This is a genomic window from Nocardioides sp. R-C-SC26 (genome assembly GCF_021246465.1).
GTDB lineage: Bacteria > Actinomycetota > Actinomycetes > Propionibacteriales > Nocardioidaceae > Nocardioides.
In genome coordinates this window covers 160,678-187,491 of record NZ_JAHRHK010000005.1, presented here as the reverse complement: position 1 = coordinate 187,491, position 26,814 = coordinate 160,678, and the positions used below count along the sequence as shown (strand labels likewise).

Genomic DNA, 26,814 nt, shown 5'->3' with positions numbered 1-26,814 from the left:
GGTGACCTGCAGAGGTTTCAGCCCGACGCCGGCCCGGGGCGCGGTGACCCACAGAGGGTTCTGGGTCGGCGATTCCTCTGTAGCTCACCGCTCCCAGGTAAGAACCCGGCGGAATCCTCCGCATCTCACCGCCCACTCAGCCCATACCGCGCCGACAGCGGCGACGGAGCACGCAGCGACCAAGCGAACTAGGCCGAGGCCCGACTCAGGTCGGCGCGATCGGGGCGCGGGCCGGCGGCCGCCGTCACCGAGCGCCACAGCTGGCGCCATGCGCCACCGAAGTCGGGCTGAGCTCCGTCATACCCACGACGAACGAGCGCCCGGTGCACACGACGGACCAGATGCTGGGGAGTCCGTAGATCCTCTCCGGTCAGCTGCAGGTACTCCAGCCCGTGGTCCCGATACCGGGCGTAGCGCCCAAGATCGTTGAGGTACTGGACCCGGTCGGCCTGGTGCTGCCGTCCCTCGAACTCGATCACGAGTCCCCAACGTCGATAGAGCAGGTCTGAATGCAGCTCGCGCCCGTCCAGCACCAGGGCGCCGTTCACCTCGGGGACCTCGACGCCGGCGAAGTCGAGCAAGGTCCTCACCACCGACTCCGATCGGGAGGCGACACCCGGTCGCAGGCGCCGGAGGACCCAGCCGGCCTGATGAGCCCCGGCCCGCCAGGGCGCCTCTGTCACCAGCAACCCGAGCTCGGTGGTGGTCATGAGGCCCTGGGCCAGCAACCAATCCCCCGCTTGGATCACGTCGATGACACGCGCCAGGCCGCAGTAGGCGACGAACGCTGCCGCCGGAGTCACGCCTACCTCGTCCGTAGGTGGGAGCCGCTTGGTGCGGTGCAGAAAGATGCCGTCGAGCGAGATGTGGTGGTCGCGGGCGACGACGAAGCGCAACGGGGTCAGCGGCCCGCCGTTGAAACCGGCAATCTGCAGCCGGGTGATTCCGGTGAGCCTCGCGTCCGCGGGCAACGCCAGCCGCGCGGCCTCGATCTGCTGTCGATGCGTGAGCTCGAGCCCTGTCCAGCGCCATACCCGCGGATAGATGCGCGTGAATCGACGCCCCGTCAGCATGTGCCCCGGGACGCCGTGCAGGGCGGCGGTGGCGTAGGTGAAGGGGCCTGTCGTGAGTTCCTCGGGGATCGGACGCATGTGCCGATCCCATGGGTGCGCGCCGTCCGACGCCGGCATCCCGCCGTGGGGCTGTGGAGCGTCCCGGGTATCGGCATCCTGTGCTCGATCAGGGTTCGCTCACGGCTCTGCCAGGCCGTGGATCGACCTGGGCACGCACGCCGCGGCGCCGGAGCGGTGAGCTACTGCGGCTTCGACGCGTCTCCCGAGGCCGAGCGGTGAGGCAGTGCGGGAACTGAGTCTGAGTTTCCTCTCTAGGTCACCGCTCGCCCGACCGCGACCGGGCAAACCCTCTCCCGGGCACCGCTCCCTCAATCGACGCGCCCCGTGGACGCACGTCCGGGGACGGCGGTGGTTCAGCGGTAGGTGAGCAACGAGCCGACGGCGTGGGCGTGCTCGTTGAAGGTGAGGAGTCGGGGGCCACGGGGGCCGACGACGACGCGTGTCACCGAGGAGTTCGCGATCACGGTGTTGAAACGCGACCACAGCGCACCGACGGTCGCCGGGTCGTCACCGCCCACGAGCAGGGAGGCCGCGACGGCGATCGCGCCGCCCGAGGTGACGACCACCGCCGTCTGGCCCGAACCCGCTCGCTCGGCCGCGCGCCCGAGTGCGGAACGCACCCGGGCGACGAAGTCGGCGAAGGTCTCCCCCGCTCCCTCCGCCGGGAAGGTGCCGGCGATCCAGGCCGCCGTCGCCTGCTCGAACACGTGCTGGAACGCCCGACGGTCCAGCTCCCCGGGCGGAAGCTCGGGGAAGGAGCTCACCAGCGCGACATGGTCGAACTCGTTCCAGTCCGCGTCGACCTGCACCTGATCGGCGACATCGGATCCCGCCCAGCCCGCGCCGTCGAGGATCGCCTCCAGGGTCTCGCGGTGGCGTCGCATGTCGCCGCGGATCAACGTCGTCGGGGCGAGGTCGGCCTCCCGCAGCCAGGTGCCGAGAGCGCGGCCCTGCTCCCAGCCGACGTCGGACAGCACGTCGTAGTCGGCCGCTCCGAACGAGGCCTGGCCGTGCCGCACGAGGAGGAGCTGACCCATGGGCACATCCTGCCAAGGGGCCTCGTGACGGTCACAGAGCGACCTCCCGACCACCGGGAGAGCCTCAGGAGGCGGCGACCGTCATGACCACGCGGGCGCGCTCGGAGGGATCGCACCAGCGACGCCGGGTGCGGGCCAAGCGGAAGCCCGACCAGCAGCACATGGTGACGGCGAGGAGCACTGCGATGGTCGCGTCCTCGGCCCGAGAGAGGAGTGAGAAGACCAAGCCGGTCATCGTCGTGGAGATGGCCAACCTTGCGGAATAACCCACCATCACGGCCGGCGGCGCCGGCGTCGCGCGGGAGGAACGAAGGTCGGTGGCATAGGGCCGGGCCGCCGACCAGCGCATCGCCGCGGCGACGACCTGCACGGTCACCACGAGCAGCGTCACCGCGAGCGCCGTCGCCTCCACCGAGGTCGGCATGCCCGCACGCACTGCGGCGATCGCCACGGTGACCAACGATCCGGCGAGCAGGAGCTCGCCGAGCACGAAGGCGCGCGCGTCGAAGACGGCAGCCGGGGGCGCGGGGAGGCTCTCGCGCCACAACGCGCCCCGGGAGTCCAGGCACCACGCGTTCACGCCGTACAGCAGTGCACCGCCCGAGGCGACGAGACCGGGCAGGATCATCGTGTCGGACCAGCCGAGGTCGCCGAGCACGGCGACCAGACCCGGCCCCAGCGCCAGCACCGCGACGCCACGACGCATCGGCACTGCGCGCCACACCGAGGCCCGGTCGATGCGGATCAGCATTCCCCGCAGGGTGCGCGGCGTGCGCCGGGCCGGATACCGGCCCGCCTCGACACGCAGCTCGTCGCGCGGGACGCGCCGGGAGGCGATCGTGGCCGGCACGGCTCCGAGCGCCACCGCGATCAGGAAGGCCGCCACGATCGCACCGAGCGTCAGCACCCACCGCGCACCGAAGCCGGAGACCATGCCGACGACGACCTCGCGGGTCGGCACCTGGTCGAAGGCGGTGAGCAGCTGGTCAGTGATCTGAAGCCCCAGCGCGATGCCGAAGAACAGAATCGTCAGCCCGCGCACGATGCCGATGCCGTGAGGCACCCGGCGCACACCCTCGAGCGTCCACGCGAGCACCTGGGCCACCGCGGTTCCCGCGGTCAGCCACATCACCACGATCGGTTGAGCGGTACCCAGGTCGTCGACGCCGACCGCGAACGCCGTCATGCCGAGCAGGCCCCACGCCTGCATCAACCAGGCGATGTTGAGCGGTGCCAGCAGCAGCGCGCCGAGATGGTCGGTCGTCGGGCTGACGGGGAACACCGACGCCGGGTCACGGGCGATCAGTTCGCGGCCGCCCCCGGACGCCGTCGCCGACACCACGGCCAGGATCAGGAAGCCCGCGAGTGCCGTGGGCAGGATCAGCAGCAGGTCGAACGCCTGGCCGCTCTCACCCGCACCGGGGAGGAACGCGGGTACGACGGCCACGGCCGCCGTCAGGCCCAGGAGCGCCAGGGCCGCGATCAGTGACGTCGCGCGGCGGCGCGTGCTCGCCATCCGGAACCGCAGCAGGTGCCCGACGTCGACCACCGCGCGGACGGCGTCGGCCGTCCGGCCGGGGGTGTCGCGTCGGGTCGGTGCCGGCCGCGCGTCAGTCGAGGAGACCGCGGTAGGCACGAGCGCCCTCCTCGCCGCTCATCTCCGCAGCGCTCATCGTGGCGACCTGGGCGCCGCCGCGCAGCACGCTGACGTTCGTGCACGCCTCGACGGCGAGCTCGCGCAAGTGGGTCGAGACCAGCACACAGGCGCCTCGCGCGCGTGCGTCGTTGATCTCCTCCAGGGTCGCCTCGACGCCGATCGGGTCGACGCCGTCGAAGGGCTCGTCGAGCAACAGGACGACGGGCTCGTGGAAGGCCGCGAGCAGCACCGAGAGGCGGCGGCCCATCCCGTGGGAGAAGCCGGCGGTCACGCGGTGGGCGACGTCGCCGAGCTCGAATCGCTCCAGCAGCGTGCGGGCCCGGTCCTCCCAGGCCGGCATCCGGCGCAGCCGGGCCGCCAACTGCAGGTGCTCCCACGGAGTCGCTCGGGGCACGAGGCCGCCGACGTCAGGGCAGTACCCGACGGCCTGCTTGACGCGCAGCGGGTCGTGCCGCGCGTCGAACCCCGCCACGCGCACGGAGCCGGCGGTCGGGGGGACGACGCCGGCGAGCACCCGCATCGTCGTCGACTTGCCGGCGCCGTTGCGTCCGAGCAGCGCCGTCGACTGCCCGGCATCGGCGGTGAGGTCGACGCCGGCGACGGCCTCGACCTCGCCGAAGCGGACGTGCAGACCGCGCCCGCCGACGACGGGAGCAGGCTGGCCCATGCTCCTACCTCACCACGCAGCGAAGACGACGACCACCGTCGTCGGGGGAAATGGTTCTCCGGGACGGTGAGGTGTGACCGATCGGCCAGGCGGCTCGGCGTCCGCCAGCGCCCCGCACCCCGGCCCGGGCGGCTCGTGGTGCGGGACGACGGGGCGTCAGGTGTTCTGTGGGAACCCCAGGTTGATCCCGCCGTGCGTGGCGGGGTCGAGCCACCGCGCGGTCACGGCCTTCTCACGGGTGAAGAAGTCCACGCCGTGCGGGCCGTAGGCCTTGGCGTCTCCGAAGATCGAGGCCTTCCAGCCACCGAAGGAGTGGTAGGCGACCGGCACGGGGATCGGCACGTTGATGCCGACCATGCCCACCTCGACCTCGCGCTGGAAGCGCCGCGCGGCGCCGCCGTCGTTGGTGAAGATCGCGGTGCCGTTGCCGTAAGGCCCGGAGTTGATCAGCTCCACCCCCTCGGCGTAGGAGGCGATCCGCACGATGGAGAGCACCGGGCCGAAGATCTCCTCGGTGTAGACGCGCGAGTCGGTAGGAACGTGGTCGACCAGCGACGGACCGAGCCAGAAGCCGTCGGCCGCGCCGTCGATCTGGGTCTCGCGGCCGTCGACGACGACGGTCGCACCGTCGGCCGGAGCGACGTCGAGGTACCCGGCCACCTTGTCGCGGTGCTCCCGGGTGATCAGCGGGCCCATGTCGGCCGCGCCGCGACCGTCGCCGGTGACGAGCTTGCCCATCCGGTCGGTGATCTTCTCGATCAGCGCATCACCCACCGGGTCGACCGCGAGCACGACGGAGATCGCCATGCACCGCTCGCCCGCGGAGCCGAAGCCGGCGTTCACGCAGGCGTCGGCGACGAGGTCGAGGTCGGCGTCGGGCAGCACCAGCATGTGGTTCTTCGCACCGCCCAGCGCCTGCACCCGCTTGCCGGACGCCGTGCCCTTCTCGTAGACGTACTGGGCGATCGGGGTCGAGCCGACGAACGAGACCGAGGCGACGTCGGGGTGCTCGAGCAGCGCGTCGACGGCTTCCTTGTCACCGTGCACGACGTTGAAGACGCCGTCGGGCAGGCCGGCCTCGGTGAGCAGTGCCGCCATCCAGTTGGCGACCGAGGGGTCCTTCTCGCTCGGCTTGAGCACCACGGTGTTGCCCGCCGCGATCGCGATCGGGAAGAACCACATCGGCACCATCGCCGGGAAGTTGAACGGGCTGATGATGCCGACGACGCCCAGCGGCTCCTTGACCGAGTAGACGTCGACGTCGGTCGAGACGCTCTCGGAGTAGCTGCCCTTGGCCAGGTGCGGCATCCCGCACGCGAACTCCACGACCTCCAGCCCTCGAGCGACCTCGCCGGCGGCGTCGCTGAGCACCTTGCCGTGCTCGGAGGTGAGGATCGCCGCGAGATCGCCCTTGCGGGCGTTAAGCAATTCGCGGAACGCGAAGATCACCTGCTGCCGCTTGGCGATCGAGGCGCGGCCCCAGCCCCCGGGCCCGTCGAAGGCCGCCTTGGCGGCGGCGACGGCGGTGCCGACGTCGGCTGCCGAACCCAGCCGCACCGATTTGGTCTGCTGCCCGAGCGCGGGGTCGAAGACCGGCCCCAGCCGCGAGGAGTCCCCGGCGGTGAGTGCGCCGTCGATCCAGTGGTCGAGCACCGGCAGGGTGGTCACGTCAGTGTGGTCGGTCATCAGATCTCTCCGTCCAGCAGCGTCAGCACTGCGTCGTAGGCGGCGACCGCTTCGGCCACCTCGTCGTCGGTCACCACGCACGGTGGTACGGCGTGGATCCGGTTGTCGGTCACGAAGGGCAGCAGGCCCCGTTCCATCAAGGCGCTCTTCGCCCTGCCCATCAGGGCGGCGGGGAGCGGAGCCTTCGTGGCGGCGTCGGCCACCAGTTCGATCGCCCAGAAGACGCCGGTGCCACGCACCTCGCCCACGACGGCGTGGCGCTCGGCGAGGTCGGCCAGCGCGGGGCCGAGCACGTCGGTTCCGATCCGCTTGGCGTTGGCGACGACGCCCTCGGCCTCCATGGCGTCGAGTGCGCCGACCACCGAGGCGGCCGCGAGCGGGTGGCCGCTGTAGGTCAACCCGCCGGGGAAGACGGCCTCGTCGAAGTCGGAGGCGATGTGGTCGCCGATCACGACGCCGCCGATCGGCACGTACCCGGAGTTGACGCCCTTGGCGAAGGTGATCAGGTCCGGGCGCACGTCGTAGGAGTCGAAGGCGAACCACTCACCGGTGCGGCCGAAGCCGGCCATCACCTCGTCGAGGATCAGCACGATGCCGAACTCGTCGGCCAGTGCCCGCACCCCGGGCAGGTAGCCCGGCGGCGGCATCAGGATGCCGGCGGTGCCGGGGATCGTCTCGAGCAGGATCGCTGCGACGCTCCCCGGACCCTCGCACTCGATCACCCGCCGCAGATGACGCAGCGCGCGCTCGCTCTCCTCCTCCGGCGTGCTGGCCCAGAACTCGGAGCGGTAGAGGTAGGGACCGAAGAAGTGCGCGTGGGCGCGCGAGTACTGGTTGGGCACACGCCGCCAGTCGCCGGTGGCGACGATCGCCGAGCCGGTGTTGCCGTGGTAGCTGCGGTACGTGGAGAGCACCGTGTCGCGTCCGGTGTGCAGGCGCGCCATCCGGATGGCGTTCTCGTTGGCGTCCGCCCCACCATTGGTGAAGAAGACCTTGCTCATGCCCGCAGGAGCCCGATCGGTGATCCGCCGGGCAGCCTCGCCCCGGGCGAGGTTCGCCGTGGGTGGGGAGATCGTGGTCAGCAGCGCCGCCTGCTCCTGGATCGCCGCGACGACGGCAGGGTGCTGATGGCCGATGTTGACGTTGACCAGCTGACTGGAGAAGTCGAGGTAGCGGGTGCCGGCGTGGTCCCACACCCGGCACCCGCTCCCCCCGGCGATGACGAGCGGATCGAGCGCGCCCTGCGCCGACCAGGAGTGGAACACGTGGGCGCGGTCCAGGCTCTTGGCATAGGCGTCCAGATCATGTGCGACCTGCTGATCCGTCGACATCGTCGGGTCTCCTTCGAAGATGGTGATGTGGTCGTGGTGTCGCGGGGTGGGATCTCGACACCACGGTGGTCGAGCTTGTCGAGACCCCCGGTGGCATCTCGACAAGCTCGATGACCGGGCTAGTTGCCGCCCTTGGCCAGGGTGACCTCGATCGGCTCGTAGCCCTCGCCGGTGGTGTCGTCGTCACCGAGGTCGGCCAGTGCCTCCTCGATGTAGGTGTTGTCGTAGGCGGTGGCCGGAGGCTCGGTGGTGATGAGGTGCTGGCCCTGCTCGTTGACGGCGGCGAGCGCACCCTCGACGGTCTGGTCCCAGGCGCCCTCGTCGATCACGCCGATGCCGGCGTCGGCGGGCCAGATCAGCTTGTTGACCTCGTTGGCCATCCACAGCTCGTGGCTCGGACCCCAGCTCGACCCGGCGGCGACGGTGATGTTCGCGGCGTCCTCGACGTTGTCGCGGGCGAAGATCCAGCCCCTGACGACGGCCTTGAGGAACTTCACGGTCGTCTCGGCGTACTCCTCGTCGTCGGCGAGGCGCTCGGTGTCGGCCCAGATGGCGTCCTGCAGCATCGCACCGGAGGTGTCCTCGTAGCTGATGACGTTGAAGTCGTCGGGCGTGTAGAGCTCGCCGGTGTCGGGGTCCTCGGTCTCGAGCAACTGCGCGTACTCGTTGTAGGTCATCGCCTGGGCCGCGTCGATGTCGCGCTGCAGGAAGGCGTTCATGTTGAAGTCCTGGGTGACGATGTCGACCGTCGAGGAGTCGAGACCCTCGTCGGCCATCGCCGCGAAGATCTCCCACTCGTTGCCGAAGCCCCACGAGCCGATCTTCTTGCCCTCGAAGTCGGCGACGGAGTCGATGCCGGAGTCGGCCCAGGCGACCTGCAGCGTGCCCGAGCGCTGGAAGATCTGGGCGACGTTGGTCAGGTTCGCCCCCTGCTCGATCGAGCCGAGCACCTTGGGGACCCAGGCGATCGCGTAGTCGACGTCGCCGTTGGCGAGAGCGTCCTGCGGCACGATGTCGCCACCGGACGGGATGATCTCGACGTCGAGACCCTCGTCCTCGAAATAGCCCTGGTCGAGCGCGGCGTAGTAGCCGGCGAACTGGGCCTGGGGCAGCCACTGCAGCTGCAGCTTGATCTCCTGGAGGTCGCCCGAGGCGGATCCCCCGGAGCCCCCCGAGTCGCCGTCTCCACTGTCGCTGCCGCAGGCGGTCAACATCGAGGCCGTCGCGAGGAGCGCGGCGCCTGCCACCACGGTGCGGCGGAATGTGTGCTTCATTCGGTGTTCCTTTCGGCGGTGCATGAGGGGGTGCCACAGGGGAAGCACTGCGCGCCGTTGCGCAGTGACGGCGTGGACGAGAGTGCGCGGATCCCGATCACCCATCCCGTCCCGTACTTCGCGGGGCTCATCACGAGCCCCCGGCCGGGAGTCGCCACTGCACGAGTCGTTCGAGCAGCACGGTGGCGACGTAGGCGGCCAACCCGAGCACGATGGCCGCTCCCACGTACGCCCAGGCGAGGGCGTAGCGGCTGGTGGCGGCGGAGGTGGAGATGAAGGCGCCGAGCCCGCCGCGGGGTCCGCCGAAGTACTCGGCGACCAGGGCGGAGATGACGGCGAGCGAGCTGGCCACGCGGACGCCGGTCAGCACGTACGGCGCCGCCGAGGGCAGGGTGAGGGTGCGGAAGGTCTGCCACCGGGTCGAGGCGTAGGTGCTCATCAGGTCCCGGTGCAGCGGCGTGGTCTGGCGCAGGCCGCGCACGGTGTTGATGTAGACCGGCACGAACGCCGCGATCGCGGCCACGGCACGCCGTCCGAACTCGCTGTCGGCGCCGAACATCGAGTTCAGCACGGGCGCCAGCGCCACGATCGGTACCACGGCCAGGGCGGCGACCACCGAGGCGAGCATGCCCTCGAACCAGCGCGCTGCCGCCGCGATCCCGGCGAGCACCACGCCGAGCACGCTGCCGAACGCGAGCCCCGCTAGGGCGTTGGTGCCGGTGATCCCGGCGGCCTCGCGGATGGGCCCGGTGTTGGCCTCCCACTCCTCCCAGATCCGCGCCGGGCTGGGCAGCAGCACGTCGTCCACCTGCACGACGCTCACCAGGTACTGCCAGACGCCGAGCAGCGCGGCCCCGACCAGTACCGGCGCGAGCACGCGTCCGAACCGGTCCAGGAACGCGGACCACCCGGCGAGCTGTGCCGACGGCTGGGACATCAGCGGGCCTCCCGCCCGCCCTCGGCCACTGGCACCCCGTGCAACGCCTCACGCACCTCGGTGACCTTGGCGAAGAACGCCGGGTTCTCACGCAGAGCCTCGTCACGGGCGGCGTCGGCACCGATGCCGGTCTCGACGATCCCGGTGATCCGGCCAGGACGGGGCGACATCACGACCACGCGGTCGGAGAGGAACACCGCCTCGGGGATCGAGTGCGTCACGAACACCACGGCGGCGCCGGTCTCGCGCGCGATCCGCGACAGCTCGCCCTGCATCCGCTCGCGGGTCATCTCGTCCAGCGCGCCGAAGGGCTCGTCCATCAGGAGCAGACGTGGCTGCTCGGCGAGCGAGCGCGCGATGGCCACCCGCTGCTGCATGCCACCGGAGAGCTGGTCGGGGTGATGCTTGACGAAGTCGGTCAGGCCGACCATCTCGGCCAGCTCGCTCACCCGCTCCCGGCGCTCCTTGCGGCTCACGCCGTGCAGCTCGAGCGGCAGTGCGATGTTGGCGGCCACCGTGCGCCAGGGCAGCAGTCCGGCCTGCTGGAAGGCGATGCCGTAGTCCTGGTCGGCTCGGGCCTGCTTCACCGTCTTGCCGAAGACCTCGATGCTCCCCGACGTCGGCTTCTCCAGGTCGGCGATCAGCCGCATCAACGTCGACTTGCCGCAGCCCGAGGGCCCGATCAGCGAGACGAACTCGCCCGGCTCGACGCGCAGCTCGACGTCCTGCAGTGCGTGGACGGCTCCCTTGCGGGTGCCGAACCGCTTGGTCAACCCGGTCACCAGGACGGCGGGTGGCGGCGGGCCGAACGGCGCCGCGGCCGGCACGGCCACCTCGGTGGCGCTCGCGGCTCGCCCCACGTCGTCCGCTGCGGTCGAGGCGTCGTCGTGCGCGCTGTGCTCGACGGGGCCCTCGACAGGGGGGACCGGGGTCGTCTCCGTCATCGCTGCCTCTCTGTCTTCAACGGGCAATGCATCGGGGGATGCCGCGGACTCGCGGGGGTCGACGTGACCGGTCGGCGGCTCTGGCTGGTTCGATCCCCGGTCGCTCACAGCGCCTCCCCGCGTCGGTAGTTGCGCAGCAGCAGACCGATCAACGACACGGCGACCGCTGCGACCAGGCCGAGCGCCACGGCACCGAAGATCGGCGCCCAGGCCTTGGCCGGATCGCCCGAGGCCTGACCCGCGAAGGTGATCAACTGGCGACCGATCCCGTCGGGATAGACGATCGAGACCTCCGCGACCACCGTGCCGACGACGGCGCCCGCAGCAGCCAGTCGCAGGGCGGGCAGCAGATGTGGAACCGCGGCCGGCAGCCGGACCGACCGCAACGTGGCCCACCACCCGGCGGAGTAGGTGTGCATCAGCTCGGTGTGGATGCGCGCCGGCGACTGCAGACCTCGCAGCGCGCCGACGGCGACCGGGAAGAACGCCAGATAGCTGGCGATCAACGCGACCGAGAGCCACGGCGGCCACTCCCAGGTGCCGATCTCGATCTGGTTGCCCCATCGCCGCACGACGGGAGCGAACGCGATCAACGGAACCGTCTGACTCAGCACGATCCACGGGAGGAGTCCGTACTCGGCCAGTCGGATCCGCTGCATCAGCAGAGCCAGCAGCAGGCCGACAGTGACGCCCACCAGCCACCCCACCGCGGCGATGCCGAACGAGGTGCTCGCGGCGTCGTAGACCGCCCGCCACAGGGGTTCGGCGCCCGGCGCACTGGTCACCGGCTCACCGAGGCGCCGCACCATGTCGAGGAGGTGCGGCATGGCCAGGTCGGTGGTGCGCGGGAGCACCCGGGTCTCACCGATCAGCACGCCGTCGTCCGGGCCGATCGCCTTGTAGCCCTCCCAGATCGCGCCGACGGCGACGAGACCCAGCAGGCCGAGCAGCGCCGTCCAGACGCGCCGGACTCCGCGGGCCATGCGCCCGGCAGCTCCGCCGGAGGCCCGGCGCGCGCCACGTCGACGTCCGGGGCTGCCCTGGTCGCTGGACGCCGCCGCGACCGGCGGCGGCGTCAGACTCTGTGCGAGGTCGGTCATCGGTGCGGTGGCCCCGTCTCTCTAGGCCTTGGCGGTGATCTGGTCGCGGAGCTTCGGCATGATGGACTCCCCGTAGATCCGCATCGTCTCCTCCTTGTTGTCGTGCTGGAGGTAGACGCAGAACTGGTCGACGCCGATCGCCTTGAGCTGCTCCAGCTTGGCGACATGGTCGGCCGGCGTGCCGAGCAGGCAGAACCGGTCGACGATCTCGTCGGGCACGAAGTCGACGTGGTCGTTGTCGGCCTTGCCGTGGGTGTTGTAGTCGTAGCCGGTACGACCCTTGATGTAGTCGACCAGCACCTCGGGGAAGTCCGCCTCCGCGCCGTACTTCTCGACGATGTCGGCGATGTGGTTGCCGACCATCCCGCCGAACCAGCGGCACTGCTCGCGCTGGTGGCGCATCGACTCCTCCGAGCCGTCTCCGACGTAGGCCGGTGCGGCGACGCAGAAGGTGATCGCGTCGGGGTCGCGCCCGGCAGTCTCGGCAGCGCTGCGGACCTGGGTGATCATCCACTGCGCGACGTCGACGTCGGCCAGCTGCAGGATGAAGCCGTCAGCGGCCTCGCCCGTCGTCTTCAGCGCCAGCGGGCCGTAGGCCGCCATCCACACCTCCAGCGCGGACGTGCGCGCCCACGGGAACTGGAGGGTCGACCCGTTGTGCTCGACGGGCCGGCAGTTGCCGAGCTCGCGGATCACGTGGGTCGCCTCGCGGACCTCCTTCAATGTGCAGGGCTTGCCGTTGAGCACCCGGACTGCGGAGTCGCCGCGGCCGATGCCGACGACCGTGCGGTTGCCGTACATCTCGTTGAGGGTCGCGAAGACCGACGCCGTCACGGTCCAGTCACGCGTGGCCGGGTTGGTCACCATCGGACCCACGATCACGCGCCGGGTCTCGGCCAGGATCTGGCTGTAGATGACGTACGGCTCCTGCCACAGTAGGTGGGAGTCGAAGGTCCACACGTAGTCGAAGCCGTGCTCCTCGGCCTGTTTGGCCAGGCCGACCGTGCGCCAGGCCGGCGGGTTCGTCTGCAGGACGACACCGAAGTCCATCTGGTTCTCCTCTCGGCAGTGGTCTCGTGACGGTCGACGCGCGACCTCCTCGACCACCGGGTCGGTCAGGTCAGGTACTGGGTCAGGCCGCGCTTGAGGTACTGGCCGTGGCCCGCGCGGCCGTGGAAGCCGTCGTCGTCGACGAGCACAGCGCCGCGGCTGACGACGACGTCGACGTGCCCGTCGATCTCGTAGCCCTCCCACGCGCTGTGGTCCATCGCCATGTGGTGGGTCTTCTCGTAGCCGATGGAGGTGTGGCCGGCGGGGTCGTAGACGACGATGTCGGCGTCCGCGCCGGGGGCGATCACGCCCTTGCGGCCGTAGAGGCCGAACATCCGCGCAGGCGTGGTGGAGGTGATCTCCACCCAGCGCTCCAGCGTGAGGCGGCCGGTGACGACGCCCTGGTAGAGCAGGTCCATCCGGTGCTCGATCGAGCCGATGCCGTTGGGGATGGCGCGGAAGTCGCCGCGGCCCAGCTCCTTCTGGTCCTTCATGCAGAAGGGGCAGTGGTCGGTGCTCACCATCTGCAGGTCGTTGGTGCGCAGGCCCTGCCACATGGCGTCCTGGTGCCCCTCGGCCCGGCTGCGCAACGGGGTCGAGCAGACCCACTTGGCGCCCTCGAACTCGCCCCAGGTCGGGTCGCCCGTGGCGCCCAGCTGCTCCTCCAGGGAGAGGTAGAGGTACTGGGGGCAGGTCTCACCGAAGACGTTCTGCCCGCGGTCGCGCGCCGCGGCCAGCTGCTCGACGGCCTGCTTCGCGCTGACGTGGACGACGTAGAGCGGGGCGTCGGTCAGATGCGCGAGCATGATCGCCCGGTGGGTGGCCTCCTCCTCCAGCTGCCAGGCGCGCGCGATGCCGTGGAAGTAGGGCGTGGTCTTGCCGGCGTTGTAGAGCTGCTCGGCGAGCACGTCGATGGCGGGACCGTTCTCGGCGTGCATCATCGTCATCAGGCCCAGGTCGCGGGCCTTCTGCATCGCTCGCAGGATCTGGTCGTCGGTGGCGTAGAAGACGCCCGGGTAGGCCATGAACATCTTGTAGGAGGTGATGCCCTCGTCGACGAGGGTCTCCATCGCCTTGAGCGAGTGCTCGTCGACGCCGCCGATGATCTGGTGGAACCCGTAGTCGACGGCGCAGTTGCCGCGCGCCTTCTCGTGCCAGGCGGCCAACCCCTCCTCGACACGCTGACCCTGGGTCTGCACCGCGAAGTCGATGATCGAGGTCGTGCCGCCCCAGGCCGCCGCGATGGTGCCGGTCTCGAAGGTGTCGCAGGCCTCGGTGCCGCCGAAGGGCAGCTGCATGTGGGTGTGGGCGTCGATGCCGCCCGGGATGACGTACTTGCCTCGTGCGTCGATGACGCGGTCGACGCTCGCCGTCAGGTCGCTGCCCAGCAGGGTGCTGCCGGGAGCCAGCACGGCGACGATCTGCTCGCCGTCGACCAGGACGTCGGCCTCGGTGCGGCCCGTCGAGCTGACGACGGTGCCGCCGGTGATCAGCAGGGTGCCCATCAGATTCCCTTCCGTTGGTCGAACGGTCCGCGGTGGTCGAACGGTCCGCGGTGGTCGAGCCCGTCGAGACTCACGCCTGGGCGATGGAGGCGTAGGAGTCAGGACGGCGGTCGCGGTAGAACTGCCAGTCGTCGCGCATCTCCTGCACCATGTCGAGATCCAGGTCGCGCACCAGCAGCTCCTCGTGCTCGCTGGAGCCGAGCGCTCCGACGAAGTTGCCGCGCGGGTCGATGATCTGACTGGTGCCGTAGAAGGTGACCGCCTCGTCGCCGTACTCGTTGTCCTCGCGGCCGACGCGGTTGGGCTGCAGCACGAAGTAGCCGTTCGCGACGGCGGCGCACGGGCCCTCCACCTCCCACAGCCGGTTGGAGAGGCCGGGCTTGGTGGCGTTGGGGTTGAACACCATGTGCGCGCCGTTCAGGCCCAGCTCGCGCCAGCCCTCGGGGAAGTGCCGGTCGTAGCAGATGTAGGTGCCGACCTTGCCGACCGCGGTCTCGAAGACCGGGTAGCCCTGGTTGCCGGGGCGGAAGTAGAACTTCTCCCAGAACTTCTCCACGTGCGGGATGTGGTTCTTGCGGTACGTGCCGAGCACGGTGCCGTCGGCGTCCACCACGACGGTGGTGTTGTAGTAGACCCCGGTCTGCTGCTCCTCGTAGATCGGCAGGACGTGCACCATGCCGAGCTCCTTGGCCAGCGCCGCGAACCGCTGCACGATCGGGCCGTCGGCCGGCTCGGCGTAGCGGTAGTACTTCTGGTCCTGGGTGATGCCGAAGTAGGGCCCGTAGAAGAGCTCCTGATAGCACATCACCTGCGCGCCCTGGGCCGCGGCGTCGCGGGAGAACTGCTCGTGACGATCGAGCATGGACTCCTTGTCGCCGGTCCAGGTGGTCTGGCTGATGGCGGCTTTCACGATGGTCAAGACGAGCCCTCCGAGGTCTGCTGGTGGTGCACCGGAACTGTTATCGTGGGAGGTGAACATTTCGCTCGGATTTCGTGGTTGTCAAGGGTCGCAGCCGATTTCGCCGACAGATAGGGTGCTCGCACCTCGCGCTGGATGAGTGTGCGCCGACGCCAACTCCGCCGGCACCCACCCGACGTCGTCGGCCAGCCAGGAGCGAGTGTCACGAGACCCGGAGGCAGCCCATGGCAGCGACCGCGGTCGATCTCTCGGGCCTGGAGGATCGGACGCCGCGCGGTATCGCCGGCGCGTTCTCCCGTTCGATCAGGGCCGGCGCGCTCGCACCCGGTGAGCGTCTGCCCACCGTGCGCGACGTCGCCGCCGAGCTCGGCGTGTCCCCCGCGACCGTCAGTGCCGCGTGGCAGGCACTGCGGCGAACCGGGCTGGTCGTCTCCCGTGGCCGCGCGGGCACGTTCGTCCGCGACGAGCCGACGGCGTGGCTCAGCCCGCGGCAACGCGGGCTGGTGGGCGCCGTCCCGGAGGCGAGCCGGCTCGACCTCTCCCGAGGAACGCCCGACCCCGCGCTGTTGCCCGCGCTCGGTCCCGCCCTGCAACGCGTCTCCGAGCGAGCGGGCACCTGGGCCTACCAGGCCGAGCCCGTGGTGCCGGCTCTGCGCGACGTGCTCGCCGCATCATGGCCCTACCCCGTGCAGACACTGACGGTGGCCGACGGCGCCACGGACGGGATCGCGCGCACCCTGGAGCACCTGGTCTCCTTCGGCGACCGCGTCGCCGTGGAGTCGCCCGGCTTCCCACCGTTCTTCGACCTCGTCGAGGCGCTCGGCGCCGAGATCGTGCCGCTGGAGCTGGACGCCGAGGGGGTGCGGCCGGAGTCGCTGCGCAGGGCCCTGGCGACCCGCCCCGTCGCCGTGCTGCTGCAACCGCGTGCCCACAACCCGACCGGGGTCTCGATGTCGACGGCCCGTGCCGCGGCACTGGCGCGACTGGTGCGCCGTCAGCGCGACGACGGTCCGTGGATCATCGAGGACGACCATTCCGGCTGGATCTCCACCGCGCCCGACGTGTCCCTCGGCACTCACCTGCCCGACCGGGTCGTGCACGTGCGGTCCTACTCCAAGTCGCATGGTCCCGACCTGCGGATCGCGGCGCTCGGCGGACCGTCGTCGCTGGTGGACGCCATCGTCGCGCGCCGCATGCTCGGACCGGCGTGGACATCGCGGATGGTGCAGACGATCCTGCTCGACCTGCTGACCCAGGCGCGCTCACTCGACGAGGTCTCCGAGGCCCGCCGTCAGTACTACGCCCGCCAGCACACGCTCTGCGCCGCACTCGAATCTCGCGGCGTGCGCACCGCCGTGCCCGACGGGATCAACCTGTGGCTGCCCGTCGCCGACGAGCGGAAGGCCCTGCTGCACCTGACGACGGCAGGGATCCGCGTCGCCGCCGGGGCTCCGTTCCTGGCGCCCGGTGACGCCGGCTCCCCGCACATCCGCGTCACCTCCGGCCTGGTCCCCGTCGAGGACGCCGACGTGGCCGCGGACGCGCTCGCCGACGCCGCCCGGGGCGACGGGTGAGACCGGCGTCGCCGCCCTGCCGCTACGGCGCCGGGTAGGGCATCGCGCGCAGCGCGCGGGCGAGGTGGGCCGCGTGCCGCGCGACGGTGGCGGTCGTCTGCGCGGTCTTCTCCGGTACCTCGTCGAGGTCCTGGTAGTCGGTGGATCCCATCGCCTCGCCCACCCAGTACGTGACGCCCTGGGCCGGGATCGTGTATCCGACGTCGTTGAGCGCCTGGAAGATCATCGCCGAGCTGTGGTGCGCGCCGTCCTCGTTGCCGACGATCGCGGCCACGGCGACCTTGTCCGAGAGCAGCGGACGGCCGGCGTCGTCGGTCTCGGCGATCTCGTTGTCGAGACGCTCGAGCACCATCTTCGCGACCGCGGACGGCTGGCCCATCCAGATCGGAGTGGCGAAGACGAGGATGTCGGCGGCCAGCACCTGCTCGCGGATCCCGGGCCACTCGTCGCCGTCGCCCTCGTCGTCGGAGACGCCGAAGCGCACGTCGTGGTCGACCACCCGGATCACGGTCCCGCCCTGCACGCCGTGCTCGTGCAGGGCGTCGAGCACCTCTGTGCCGAGCTTGATCGAACTGGAGTCGGACGGCGACGGCGAGAGCGTGCAGGCGAGCACGATGGCCGTCAGGTCGGGGGACGTCGCGGTCACGGTGTCAGGAGTCTGGTCAGGCATGTCTCTCCGGTGCCCCGCCCCCTCCACTCCCACGCCCACCCTTGGGGTGACCGCGGCGACGATGGGGTCCGACTACGAGACGTCGTCCGGGGTCGCTTCGTGGCCCCGCCGGCCGTGCGTGCGTCGCAGCTCCTTCATCTCGGCCTCGAACAGGTGGCGGCGGCCCTCGACCAGCTCGTCGAGGGCTCGCTGGTGCAGCGCTCGCGCGCGCGCGTAGTAGCCATCGTCGTAGGCCTCGACCATCTGGAACGACCACATGCCCGGTAGCGGATTGCCACCGAGCACGTCGCGGTCGGACAGATCGGCCAGCTCGGTGTGGCCGGCCTCGCGCAACAGCTCGGTCGCCTCCTCCCAGGTGCGCTCGGCGCTACCGCACAGCCGGTGGAAGGCGTAGAGGTGACCTCGCGCGTCCTCCACGTGGTCGAGCGCCGCCGAGAGCTTGCCCAGCGCCTCGACGGTCGCATCGGTGACGCCGTCCGGTCGACGGTGGGCGTCGTCGGGCCCGTCGTGCTCGGTCGCGTCCGGGTTCTCTTCGCTCATGCGGTGACGCTAGTGAGCGCGTCGCGTCGATCGCCTCACCCGGCGGATCATCGTCTGACCATCGCGGCCGTCCCGATCCCCAGCACCTCGGCGAGCTCCTCCCGACTGCGCACCCCGACCTTGCGGAAGACCCGGGCGAGGTGGTTGTCGACCGTACGGCTGCTGAGGTCGAGCTGTTCGGCGATCTCTCGACTGCGCAGCCGAGCCCCGGCGCGCCGGGCGACCTCGTGCTCCCGTTCGCTCAGGGGTGTGATCCGGTCATCACGGTCGGGCCACGGGACGCACGACCAACGCAGCGCCAGTCGCGCCGCCTGCCGGCGTGCCGCGGAGCTCCCCTCGACATCGCCCGTCTCGTCGGCCCGCCGTGCGATCGCCGTCCAGGTCGACGCCGCGCGCCCGGGCTGGATCGCCTGCTCCAACAGCTCGGCGGCACGCGTCATCGCGCCGGTGTCGCCGTCGAGCAGGCCCTTGGCGCGCATGGCGAAGGCAGCGGTGAGACCCGAGCGCTCCTCCGCCTCGACCAGCGGACGGGCACGTTCCGGTGTGGGATCGCACCAGAACGCCTCGTCCAGACCGAGCAGCCCGCTGTGCGCCTCGTCGTGGTCGAGCGCCCATCGACCCGCTTCCGCGAGGGCCTCCGCAGCATCGTGGGGGCGACCCTCGAGCAGAAGTCGCTCTGCACGCACGCGGGCGATGCCGAGCCGGGCGCGAGGTAGATCGGCGTCGATGGCACCGAGGTCGGCGATCATGGCCTCGGCCTCGACGATCCGACCGAGTCGCGCCACGGCCGAGGCGAGCAGCGCGCGTCCGGAGACCAGCAGCCCGAAGGGATCGCGCCACTCCAGGTCGCGCATCATCTGGGTCCCGACGCGGGCCGACTCCTCGTACTGGCCGGCGTGCAACGCGATCTTGGTGCGGTTGTAGCTCCAGAGTCCCAACACGGGGTCTACGCGATGGGTGGCGAGGGCGTACTCGTGCTCGGCGATCTCCCGACCCTCCACGAGTCGACCGTCGTAGACCAGGGAGAGGAAGTGGATCAGCACCCGGAAGTGTCGATCCATGGACATCTCGTCGGGGGTGTCCGCCTCGACCACCGGCAGCGAGCCCGGAGCGAGGTCGGTCACCCCCGATCCGGCACGCGCTGCCGACAGCGAACCGGTCAGCGACTCGCGGAGCAGCGCGGCCAATGGATCCTCCTCCGATGTCATCGCGGCCCCCCGCACCACCTGACGACGGGCCACCGCCGCCTCCCACCGGCGCCGAAGCTCTGCGTCCTCGAGTCGGGACGCGAACGCGAGAAGGCGCTGATCGAGGGCAGCGTCCTCCTCGACGCCGCCGCGCAAGAGGTCTGCCAGTCGGCGAGTGATATCGAGCAGCTCCGACTCGGTCGCCTCGACCGCCGCGAGGTCGAGGGTGGCGATCGCCGCATCGACGAGACCCAGGTCGGCGAGCACGTCGGCGCGCGCCAGGAGCACCGGCGGCTCGGGGAGGCCGCTGCGCCCACCGGCCCGCTCCCGCTGCTCGACCGCGTCCCGCCTGCCGGTGTCGGCCGCCGTGAGCTCGCTGCCTCCCACCAGCGCCAGGGCCTCCTCGCGACGATCGGTCGAGGCCAGCCACCGCGCCGTCTCGACGACGGCGTCGCCGTCGCCAGCCAGGGTCCGCAGCCGCGCGGCATGGGTCCTCCAGGGGAGCGACTCCCCGCCGGCGACCGCGTCCAGACCGAGCACTGCGCGCCGCGCGAGGTCGCGTCGACGCTCGCCGGACAGCTCTGCGAGCGCCCAGTCGACGGCGAGCTGTGCAGGAAGCCAGGCCACTGCGCCGTCCTCGCGCAGGACGCCATCGGCCGTCGCGGCCGCGAGCTCGTCCGCGGGGAGCGCCCCGACCGGCATCCGGTGCGCCACGGCCACCAGCTGCAGGAGGGGTCGATGACGCTCGAGCGCGTCCGTACTCAGCCCAAGAGCCTCGAGCGCCGTATGCGTCGCCGGCAGCCGGGTCAGGTGGATGCCGGCTCGCGTCTGGCGGACGGCACCGCAGGCGACGGCGGCATCGACGATCGCGGTGATCACGCCGGGGATGCCGTGGGAGCGACGCCAGAGCGCGGCGACGCTCGGCGGATCGAGGGGGCCACCCGCGCACCGCGCACCGAGGTCCGCCGCGTCGTCTGCGCCGAGTGGGGTCAGACGGCTCTGCGCCATGGTGAGCACGAGGTCGCGCAACGGTTCGGGCGCAGCCGTGATCTCGGTGAGCCCCAGCACCATCGGAACCCCGGCCCGGAGGCTCTGCCCGAGCAGCACGGCACTGGCAGCATCCAGACGCTCGATGTCGTCGACGACGAGCCGGGCGCGCGAGGCCAGCAACGCCGAGGGAAGCCCGGCCAACACCGAGAGAGGGTCGTCCGGCGACAGTCCGTGCTCGGCGAGAAGAGCGAGGAACGGCACGAACGGCGACTGATCGAGCGACTCTCGACCGGCGACCAGGGCGGTTCCTCCGGCGTCCGCGACGGCACGGAGGACCGTCGTCCGACCCAGGCCGGTCGCGCCGAGGACGACAGCACTGTCCCCGCGCAGCCGCTCGACCAGGTCGGCGACGATGGGACCTCTGCCGAGGGGCGAGCTGTCGAGCACGGCGCCCAACCTAGGCCACGAGCCCGCCGGTCAGCGGTGAGTAGAACTTGCTCAGGCACGTCACAGGCCGCTCCCGGGATGCTCCTCTCCCACCCGTGGCGCCGGAGGTCGGCGCCCAGCACCTACCCGAGGAGTCACCGCGTGTCTCGACGCACCCGCCCACTCGCTATCGCCGCGCTCGGCGGCCTCACCGCGGCCGGCCTCACGGTTGTCGGCACCGCCACCACCGGCGCCATGGCCGCCGAGGTCACCCGCACCGTGAACTTCCGCGACTGCGAGGTGCGCAAGTTCCCCGCGGCTCAGAACATCCGCGTCGCCGACAATCTGCCGTGGTCGCCGACCGTCCGGCTGAACCACCCCTCGCCGATCCCCGCCGAGCAGGACGTGACCACCGAGGTCGACCTCGGCGTGTTCCCGGCGGGCTACATCCCCGAGACCGTGGTCGATGCGCAGATCTACGTGCTCTTCCGGTTCGAGAACCAGATCGTGTCGCGGCTCGACTTCTACCGGACGTTCCCCGCCGCGACCTACGACCCCTCCCAGCCCTTCGACATCCCCGAGATCGAGCAGGAGACACGGTGGGGGGCCGGTATCTATCCCCAGCGGCCCACGTTGGTCGAGGTGTGGTTCACCGGCACCGACCAGCAGGGTGAGTTCCTGGAGTACAAGTTCGCCTGCGATGCCGCCTTCGGCGAGCCGTCATTCTTCGACGTCGCCGTCTACGACCTTGCCGCTCCCGCGGAGATCCGGCTGGACACCTATGCGCTGCGCCAGGGCCAGCGCGTGCGGGTCACCGCGTTCAACCTGTTGACCGAGGCGCCGACGACGCCGCCGGCGCAGGCCGTCGTCACCATCGGCGGGATCTCCGTCGCCCGTGTCCCCATCGATGCCTCGGGCAAGGTCGACGCCGTGGTGACGGTGCCGCCGTACCTGCGCCCCGGCAACACCCAGGTCCGCATCACCAACGGCACCAAGACCGCCGCGGTCCAGGCCGCGGTGAGCGCCGTCGGCGGTTCGGTGAAGGTCACCAAGAAGGTCAAGAGCGGCAAGAAGGTCGCCATCAGCGGCACGAGGTTCCGTCCGGGCGAGCAGGTGCGGATCGCCGTGCGCGGCGGCGCCGGCAAGGGATCGAAGGCGTTCAGCTCGGTGGCCCGGGTGCGTGCCGACGGCTCTTTCACGGCCTCGATCAAACTGAAGAAGGCCGCACGCGGCGCGTGGAGCGTCGCCGTCGCCGGCGCCACGAGCGGCCGGTCCGCACGTTCCTCGTTCCTGGTTCGGTGACTCGCGGTCGAACGTGACAGAGCGCACGGGCCGGGATCGCGCTGCGATCCCGGCCCGTGTCACGTTCGCGGCAGACCGGCGGTCAGGACCTCGGGCTGACGACGTACTGGACGGTGGCGGTGCCGTCTCCGTTCGCGGTGGCACTGACCAAGACCTCGTAGTCGCCGTCGCTCAGCTGAGCCATGTCGATGCCGGGCACCGCTGCCGTCTCGTCGGCGGTGAAGCCCGCGGCGGCCAGCATCTGCGCCGCGTCCGCGACGATCGCGGAGGTCTCGCCCTCGGCGGTGATGCCGACGGCCCATCCGTTGCCCGCATCCCCGTCCGGTCCGTCGACCGCGACGGCCGAGAGGATCGGCCCGTCCACCAGCGGGATGTCGGGGAACCCCTCGGGCAGCGCACCGGTGCCGGCGACAACGGAGCCGTCGTCGGTCGTGATCGAGAAGCCCTCGCCGTCCCGATCGATGTCCACCTCGCCGCCGAGGCTGTTCTCGGCCAGCCGCTCCGACAACTCGGTCGCCGGGTCGTCGCCGCAGGCCCCGAGCGCGAGAGTCGCCCCGAGTGCGAGGGTGGGCAGCAAGGTCGAGCGGCACAGGCGTCGAGGGGTCGTCATGCGACCAGGGTCGGCGTCGGGTGTCGGTGACCGCGTGAGTAGTTCTTGCTCCATCGCGCCAAGCGGGCCCGTGCGGGGCGTCGACCGGCTACGGTCGCGTCCGTGGACGGCGAGGATCACTCCGCGCGGATCCCAGCATTGCGCGCGCCGCTCCTGGTGGGCCGCTCACCTGAGCTGCGCGCCGTCCTGTCAGCCGTCGACGAGGCGGCCGTCGGTGCGATCACGCTCCTCGTCGGCACTCGCGACTCCGGTAGAAGCCGTCTGCTCGCGGAGGTGTGCGACCGGCTGCGCGACGCCCAGCGACAGTGCGATCTCCTCGCTGGTCGTGACACCGTTCCGGGAGTTCCGCTCGCCCCTGCAGCACCACTGATAGCGCGGTACGGCCTGGATGCCGCCGACTTGTTGGCGGCCTACACCGCCCTCCCGCGCTTGCTGCGCGAGGACGCGGCGGTACTCCTGGTCGACGACGTCGACCGGCTCGACCGGGCGACGAGCGTGCTGGTGGCCCAGCTCGTGCGGGCGGGGGCCCAGGTCGTGGCCCCCAGCGAGAGTGCGGAAGGCCTGCCCCGCAGCGTCGCCGACGCCGCCGGGGCAGGAATCGGTGTCGTGAGCCTGGCGCCGTTGACACCCGACGACACTCTCGCTCTCGCCGCCCGCCACGCCGGTGACGAGCTCGACGTCGTCTCCGGGGCGCGGGTGCTGGCCGCCTCGCGGGGGTTGCCAGGCATCGTGCTGGAGGTGGTGGAAGCCGGCACAGCGGACGCCGTGACGACCCCATCGGGCCTGCGGCTAGGTCCCGGAATGCTGACCGAGCGACTGCGGCGGCGACTCGACGCCCGGTTGGCGGCGGTTCCCCACGCACGGAGCACGATCGAGATCGTCGCCGTGGCCGGGCGCATGCCGGAGCGCTTCCTCGACCTCGCCGCCGTGGACGTCAGCGTCGCGGCCGGGCTGCTCCGCGTCGAGGAGGCGGACGGCGGGGGGCGTCGCGAGGCGGTCGTCGTCCCTGCCGATGCCGTCGTCGCCGCGGGCGTCGTCGAGCGACTCGGGGCCCGTGCACGGCACGAGGTGCTGCTGGGCGCCTACGCGGCGGTGTCCTCGGCGGACCCGGACGGGGACGGTGCCGAGACACTGGTCCGTCGCGTGGTGCTGGAGCTGCGAGCGCGGGGCGACGCACCCGCGGTCCGCGTCGCCGCAGCGACGGCGGCAGCGACGGAGGCCGGTTTCCTGGACGATCTGGCAGTGCTGGAGCCCCGATGCCCGGGCGAGGATCCGCACCACCTCCTGGTGCGCGCGCGTGCCCGGATCGCACGGGGGGATCTCGACGGTGCCGCGGACGATCTCGACGTCGCCGTGACCGGCCACCGGCGCCCCGCCGTTCCGACCGAGTCCGCTCTGCCGGTGCGTTCCGGCCTCCCGGTCGAGCTGCTCGCGGAGCTCGGTCAGGAGTTGGGCCTCCTGGTGGCCGTTCGACAGGGCGACCCCGCACGAGCGGTGCGGATCATCGAAGACCTGCGGGACCACGTGCGCGCCAGCGCCCCAGGCGAGCGCGGTGGCGTCATGATCGACGCGGATCATGCGAGCGCGGTGCGACTCCTCGAGGCCGACCTGGTGAAGTGGCGCCTGATGGCGGGCATGCCGCACCTCGATCCGGTCGTCGGTGCCGAACCTGCGCAGCCCACTGCCGGCGACCCACCGGGGGTCCTGGCGATCGAGGCGATGATCGCCTGCCTGGACGGTCCGATCGACCAGGCGCACCGGGCCGTCGACGACGCGCTCGACCAGCTGCGCATCCTGGACCTCTCGCCCGACCACCTCGAGCACCTGCTCATGCTGTCGCGCTACCTCGCCCTGGCGTTCGACGGCCGGTTCGGCGAGGCGGAGGAACTCGGTCGCCGACAGCGCGAGCACTGTTGGCGCAATGCCCACCCCGGAGCGGGGCTGTGGGCCTACGCCACGGCAGAGGTCGCGCTGCACGCCGGTCAGCTCGACCGCGCGACCGTGCTGGCCCACCGAGCCGATCGGCATCTGGCCTGGCATGACTTCACCGGCCTCCAGCACACTGCGCGAGCCCTGCGGGCGGTGTGCGCGGCCAGATCCGGACGTGCCGACCAGGCCCGCGACCTCGTGCGGTCCCTGGACGCGACCGCGCGCACCGACGTCAAGGTCGATCTGCACCTCGCGCGGGTCGAGGTGGCGCTGAGCCCCGTCGGCGACGTCGCACCGTTGCGCGCGAGCGCCGAGCGGGCGCTGGAGCAGAGTCATGCCCACCTCGGGCTGGTCGCCCTCGACGAGGTGCTGGTGCTCTCACCGACCGTGCACGGACCCGCGTTGGCTCGTGTCCTCGCGGAGGAGGCACCTCGCAGCCGGTTCTTCTCCGTGCTTGCGGCCCGTGCGAGGGCACTGGTAGACGGGGACGTGAAGGGCCTGGAATCCGCCGCGGCCGATCTCGCCCGCCTCGGTTCGCCTGGTCGGGCGGCGCACGCCTTCACGACCGCGGCGCTGTGGTCGCGCGAGCGCGGTGCTCGCGAGGCCGCCCGACGACTCGAGCGCGCTGCCGAGCAGGTCTCGTCCGACGGCCAGGTCACCGCGTGGCTCGAGCATCGCGGGCACCGGCGACCGAGTGGTGAACTCTCGGCGCGCGAGTGGGAGATCGCCCGGCTCGCGGCACGGCGCGCCCGCAGCCGTGAGATCGCGGATGCGTGCGGTCTGTCCGTGCGCACCGTCGACAACCACCTGAGTCGGATCTTCGCCAAGCTCGGCGTGCGTGGGCGGGCCGAGCTGGTCGAGCTGGCCGAGCGGGGCGAGCTCGAACCGCCGGGGGCCGACTGAGATCCGATGCCCCTGCACTCGTCGTCGGGGGCCGTGGCTCAGGGACAGACCACGTCGCCGTCGGCGAACCGCATGACGATGGTCGCCGTGGCGCCGACGCCGTCCGCCGCCGTCGTCGCGATCAGGCACGCGCTGGGCTTCTCCGCGGCCTCCTCCTCGAAGACGAAGACGAGTCGACCGTCCTCGAGCACATAATCCTCCGCTCCGATCGATCCCGTCGCGGCCTGCCCGAGGACGTCGTTGAGACCGTCGTCGCCCAGAGCGTCGATGGCCTCGTCGACGCCGGACTCGTCGCCGAGCGCCTGGCCCAGCTCGTCGATGACCTCGCCATCGCCGTCAGGGCTCACGACACCTCCGTCGGCGACATCACTGACGCGTGCCGGCTTCGGCGCGGAGTCGTCCTTGCCACATCCGGTGAGGGCGAGCGCGGCAAGGACGGCAGAGACCGCGGCGAGATGTCGGACGCGGGCGCCGTGGGTGGTGGAGAGCGATGGAGTCATGCCCGCAGCGTGGCGAGAACGGATGATCGCCGTCGTGAGCAGTTCCTACTCACCCGTCAGCGCACCGTCACCGGACCGGCCGGCAGCGACCCGGTGGTGTTGACCCGTCTTTATCTGAAGACGGGTCAACGCGACCGGCCGCAGGTCGGGCTCAGCAGCGGACGTCGCGATCGGCGTAACGGAGCACGACGGCGGCCGCGGCACCCACCGCTCCGGCCGCCGTCATCGCGACGGCGCAGACGTCGTCGGCGCCCGCCGAGTCGCCCGGCATCATCGCCACGATCCGCCGCCCCTCCACCGTCGCCTCCTCGGCGCCGATCAGCGCGACCAGGCTGTCGGCCAGCCCCTGGTCGATCTGGGCGCCGTCCAGCGGCGTCCCACCCTCCGTCGGCTGCGCGGGCGCCAGCTCGGGCACGACGTCGTCGACGCCCTGCTCGGCCGAGGGCGACGCCGCGGCGTCCTGATCGTCGTCCGTGCCGCCGCAGCCCACCAACGCGACGGCGAGGGTCAGCACGCACGCTGCGATTCGGATCACCGGAGAGGACGGACGAGGCAGCACCGAGTTCATGCCGCTACCGTCTCACCCGCCTCGTACGTCACAGCGCGGGCGGTCGCCGGGCCGCACGTCGGCCTGCGCGCCGATGGGACCACCACGCGACGAGGAGGCCGTTGGCGAGCGCGGTCACCCAGAGCGCCAGGACCCAGGGCTCTCCCCCACCCTCGATGTTCATCAGCACCGACATCGGGGCGATCGACCAGGGCAGTCCCGCTGCCGCGATCCACAACAGCAGGATGCCTCCGCCGATCGAGGTGTCCTCGGCCGTGAGAACGGAGGAGAAGCCGATCCAGAAGACCACCGAGACGGCTGCGGAGTAGATGGCGACACCGCGCCAGGGGAATCGAGGCTCTGGTCCCATCGACCCATGGTGCCCCACGACGCGGC

Annotated in this window: 23 protein-coding genes; 3 read left to right on the top strand and 20 right to left on the bottom strand. The window is 71.3% G+C overall.

Features of this window, described 5'->3' with window-relative positions:
* Window positions 1-188: 188 nt before the first annotated feature.
* The 13 genes from KSO97_RS06765 to KSO97_RS06705 all read right to left on the bottom strand — a co-directional run bounded on the left by KSO97_RS06765 (window position 189) and on the right by KSO97_RS06705 (window position 15,240).
* Window positions 189-1,151, bottom strand: a complete 963-nt coding sequence (locus KSO97_RS06765) for a hypothetical protein (RefSeq protein WP_232677328.1) — start codon at window positions 1,149-1,151, stop codon at window positions 189-191.
* Window positions 1,152-1,486: 335 nt separating this feature from the next.
* Complete coding sequence (locus tag KSO97_RS06760; RefSeq protein WP_232677327.1) at window positions 1,487-2,170, bottom strand: histidine phosphatase family protein; 684 nt, start codon at window positions 2,168-2,170, stop codon at window positions 1,487-1,489.
* A gap of 64 nt (window positions 2,171-2,234) precedes the next feature.
* The gene (locus tag KSO97_RS06755) at window positions 2,235-3,806 is read right to left on the bottom strand and encodes a hypothetical protein (protein ID WP_232677326.1); all 1,572 of its coding nucleotides are present in this window, start codon (window positions 3,804-3,806) and stop codon (window positions 2,235-2,237) included.
* Window positions 3,781-4,494, bottom strand: a complete 714-nt coding sequence (locus KSO97_RS06750) for an ABC transporter ATP-binding protein (protein WP_232677325.1) — start codon at window positions 4,492-4,494, stop codon at window positions 3,781-3,783. Before KSO97_RS06750 ends, KSO97_RS06755 begins: the two co-directional genes overlap by 26 nt.
* A gap of 156 nt (window positions 4,495-4,650) precedes the next feature.
* Window positions 4,651-6,180: a CoA-acylating methylmalonate-semialdehyde dehydrogenase gene (locus tag KSO97_RS06745; RefSeq protein WP_232677324.1), complete on the bottom strand. Its 1,530-nt coding sequence runs from the start codon at window positions 6,178-6,180 to the stop codon at window positions 4,651-4,653.
* Window positions 6,180-7,511 carry an aspartate aminotransferase family protein gene (locus KSO97_RS06740; protein WP_232677323.1) on the bottom strand — a complete coding sequence of 444 codons (1,332 nt, stop codon included), beginning with the start codon at window positions 7,509-7,511 and terminating at the stop codon, window positions 6,180-6,182. Before KSO97_RS06740 ends, KSO97_RS06745 begins: the two co-directional genes overlap by 1 nt.
* Window positions 7,512-7,630: 119 nt before the next feature.
* A complete protein-coding gene (locus KSO97_RS06735; protein WP_232677322.1) occupies window positions 7,631-8,785 on the bottom strand; it encodes an ABC transporter substrate-binding protein in 1,155 nt (384 codons plus the stop codon).
* 130 nt (window positions 8,786-8,915) lie between these two features.
* A complete protein-coding gene (locus KSO97_RS06730; RefSeq protein ID WP_232677321.1) occupies window positions 8,916-9,722 on the bottom strand; it encodes an ABC transporter permease in 807 nt (268 codons plus the stop codon).
* Window positions 9,722-10,666 carry an ABC transporter ATP-binding protein gene (locus KSO97_RS06725; RefSeq protein ID WP_232677320.1) on the bottom strand — a complete coding sequence of 315 codons (945 nt, stop codon included), beginning with the start codon at window positions 10,664-10,666 and terminating at the stop codon, window positions 9,722-9,724. Before KSO97_RS06725 ends, KSO97_RS06730 begins: the two co-directional genes overlap by 1 nt.
* A 104-nt stretch (window positions 10,667-10,770) precedes the next feature.
* Window positions 10,771-11,766, bottom strand: a complete 996-nt coding sequence (locus KSO97_RS06720) for an ABC transporter permease (RefSeq protein WP_232677319.1) — start codon at window positions 11,764-11,766, stop codon at window positions 10,771-10,773.
* A 21-nt stretch (window positions 11,767-11,787) separates the two neighbouring features.
* Entirely contained in the window at window positions 11,788-12,816 is a 1,029-nt protein-coding gene (locus KSO97_RS06715) for a TIGR03842 family LLM class F420-dependent oxidoreductase (protein WP_232677318.1), read from the bottom strand.
* Between the two features lie 65 nt (window positions 12,817-12,881).
* A complete protein-coding gene (gene hydA, locus KSO97_RS06710; protein ID WP_232677316.1) occupies window positions 12,882-14,321 on the bottom strand; it encodes a dihydropyrimidinase in 1,440 nt (479 codons plus the stop codon).
* Between the two features lie 70 nt (window positions 14,322-14,391).
* Complete coding sequence (locus KSO97_RS06705; RefSeq protein ID WP_269782095.1) at window positions 14,392-15,240, bottom strand: nitrilase-related carbon-nitrogen hydrolase; 849 nt, start codon at window positions 15,238-15,240, stop codon at window positions 14,392-14,394.
* A 224-nt stretch (window positions 15,241-15,464) separates the two neighbouring features.
* Between KSO97_RS06705 and KSO97_RS06700 the strand changes: the two genes are divergently transcribed.
* Complete coding sequence (locus KSO97_RS06700) at window positions 15,465-16,814, top strand: PLP-dependent aminotransferase family protein (RefSeq protein ID WP_232677314.1); 1,350 nt, start codon at window positions 15,465-15,467, stop codon at window positions 16,812-16,814.
* A 22-nt stretch (window positions 16,815-16,836) separates the two neighbouring features.
* On the opposite strand, the gene KSO97_RS06695 is transcribed toward KSO97_RS06700, so the two are convergent.
* From KSO97_RS06695 to KSO97_RS18250, 3 genes are all read right to left on the bottom strand, one after another.
* Window positions 16,837-17,484, bottom strand: a complete 648-nt coding sequence (locus KSO97_RS06695) for a flavodoxin family protein (RefSeq protein WP_232677313.1) — start codon at window positions 17,482-17,484, stop codon at window positions 16,837-16,839.
* Window positions 17,485-17,556: 72 nt separating this feature from the next.
* Window positions 17,557-18,024 (bottom strand): hypothetical protein, encoded by a 468-nt coding sequence (locus KSO97_RS06690; protein ID WP_232677311.1) that lies wholly within the window; start codon window positions 18,022-18,024, stop codon window positions 17,557-17,559.
* 47 nt (window positions 18,025-18,071) lie between these two features.
* On the bottom strand, window positions 18,072-20,648 hold the full coding sequence (locus tag KSO97_RS18250; RefSeq protein ID WP_232677310.1) for a helix-turn-helix transcriptional regulator: 2,577 nt from the start codon (window positions 20,646-20,648) through the stop codon (window positions 18,072-18,074).
* Between the two features lie 141 nt (window positions 20,649-20,789).
* Between KSO97_RS18250 and KSO97_RS06680 the strand changes: the two genes are divergently transcribed.
* Entirely contained in the window at window positions 20,790-21,929 is a 1,140-nt protein-coding gene (locus tag KSO97_RS06680; protein WP_232677308.1) for a hypothetical protein, read from the top strand.
* An 82-nt stretch (window positions 21,930-22,011) separates the two neighbouring features.
* On the opposite strand, the gene KSO97_RS06675 is transcribed toward KSO97_RS06680, so the two are convergent.
* Window positions 22,012-22,539: a hypothetical protein gene (locus KSO97_RS06675; RefSeq protein ID WP_232677307.1), complete on the bottom strand. Its 528-nt coding sequence runs from the start codon at window positions 22,537-22,539 to the stop codon at window positions 22,012-22,014.
* Window positions 22,540-22,641: 102 nt separating this feature from the next.
* Here KSO97_RS06675 and KSO97_RS18245 point away from each other — a divergent pair, with 102 nt between their 5' ends.
* Entirely contained in the window at window positions 22,642-25,371 is a 2,730-nt protein-coding gene (locus tag KSO97_RS18245; protein WP_232677306.1) for a LuxR C-terminal-related transcriptional regulator, read from the top strand.
* 38 nt (window positions 25,372-25,409) lie between these two features.
* Here KSO97_RS18245 and KSO97_RS06665 read toward each other — a convergent pair whose 3' ends face one another.
* The 3 genes from KSO97_RS06665 to KSO97_RS06655 all read right to left on the bottom strand — a co-directional run bounded on the left by KSO97_RS06665 (window position 25,410) and on the right by KSO97_RS06655 (window position 26,788).
* Window positions 25,410-25,871 carry a hypothetical protein gene (locus tag KSO97_RS06665; protein WP_232677305.1) on the bottom strand — a complete coding sequence of 154 codons (462 nt, stop codon included), beginning with the start codon at window positions 25,869-25,871 and terminating at the stop codon, window positions 25,410-25,412.
* A gap of 151 nt (window positions 25,872-26,022) precedes the next feature.
* On the bottom strand, window positions 26,023-26,439 hold the full coding sequence (locus tag KSO97_RS06660; protein ID WP_232677304.1) for a hypothetical protein: 417 nt from the start codon (window positions 26,437-26,439) through the stop codon (window positions 26,023-26,025).
* A 28-nt stretch (window positions 26,440-26,467) separates the two neighbouring features.
* A complete protein-coding gene (locus KSO97_RS06655; RefSeq protein ID WP_232677303.1) occupies window positions 26,468-26,788 on the bottom strand; it encodes a hypothetical protein in 321 nt (106 codons plus the stop codon).
* Between the last annotated feature and the right edge of the window lie 26 nt (window positions 26,789-26,814).

Bases quoted from the DNA above. Each gene is read 5' to 3' on its own strand.
- KSO97_RS06690 (WP_232677311.1), bottom strand. From the start codon at position 18,024: ATGAGCGAAGAGAACCCGGACGCGACCGAGCACGACGGGCCCGACGAC.
- KSO97_RS06700 (WP_232677314.1), top strand. From the start codon at position 15,465: ATGGCAGCGACCGCGGTCGATCTCTCGGGCCTGGAGGATCGGACGCCG.
- KSO97_RS06660 (WP_232677304.1), bottom strand. From the start codon at position 26,439: ATGAACTCGGTGCTGCCTCGTCCGTCCTCTCCGGTGATCCGAATCGCA.
- KSO97_RS06665 (WP_232677305.1), bottom strand. From the start codon at position 25,871: ATGACTCCATCGCTCTCCACCACCCACGGCGCCCGCGTCCGACATCTC.
- KSO97_RS06735 (WP_232677322.1), bottom strand. From the start codon at position 8,785: ATGAAGCACACATTCCGCCGCACCGTGGTGGCAGGCGCCGCGCTCCTC.
- KSO97_RS06720 (WP_232677319.1), bottom strand. From the start codon at position 11,766: ATGACCGACCTCGCACAGAGTCTGACGCCGCCGCCGGTCGCGGCGGCG.
- KSO97_RS06740 (WP_232677323.1), bottom strand. From the start codon at position 7,511: ATGTCGACGGATCAGCAGGTCGCACATGATCTGGACGCCTATGCCAAG.
- hydA (WP_232677316.1), bottom strand. From the start codon at position 14,321: ATGGGCACCCTGCTGATCACCGGCGGCACCGTCGTCAGCTCGACGGGC.
- KSO97_RS06745 (WP_232677324.1), bottom strand. From the start codon at position 6,180: ATGACCGACCACACTGACGTGACCACCCTGCCGGTGCTCGACCACTGG.
- KSO97_RS06725 (WP_232677320.1), bottom strand. From the start codon at position 10,666: ATGACGGAGACGACCCCGGTCCCCCCTGTCGAGGGCCCCGTCGAGCAC.
- KSO97_RS06655 (WP_232677303.1), bottom strand. From the start codon at position 26,788: ATGGGACCAGAGCCTCGATTCCCCTGGCGCGGTGTCGCCATCTACTCC.
- KSO97_RS06730 (WP_232677321.1), bottom strand. From the start codon at position 9,722: ATGTCCCAGCCGTCGGCACAGCTCGCCGGGTGGTCCGCGTTCCTGGAC.
- KSO97_RS06760 (WP_232677327.1), bottom strand. From the start codon at position 2,170: ATGGGTCAGCTCCTCCTCGTGCGGCACGGCCAGGCCTCGTTCGGAGCG.
- KSO97_RS06695 (WP_232677313.1), bottom strand. From the start codon at position 17,484: ATGCCTGACCAGACTCCTGACACCGTGACCGCGACGTCCCCCGACCTG.
- KSO97_RS06765 (WP_232677328.1), bottom strand. From the start codon at position 1,151: ATGCGTCCGATCCCCGAGGAACTCACGACAGGCCCCTTCACCTACGCC.
- KSO97_RS06675 (WP_232677307.1), bottom strand. From the start codon at position 22,539: ATGACGACCCCTCGACGCCTGTGCCGCTCGACCTTGCTGCCCACCCTC.
- KSO97_RS06715 (WP_232677318.1), bottom strand. From the start codon at position 12,816: ATGGACTTCGGTGTCGTCCTGCAGACGAACCCGCCGGCCTGGCGCACG.
- KSO97_RS06750 (WP_232677325.1), bottom strand. From the start codon at position 4,494: ATGGGCCAGCCTGCTCCCGTCGTCGGCGGGCGCGGTCTGCACGTCCGC.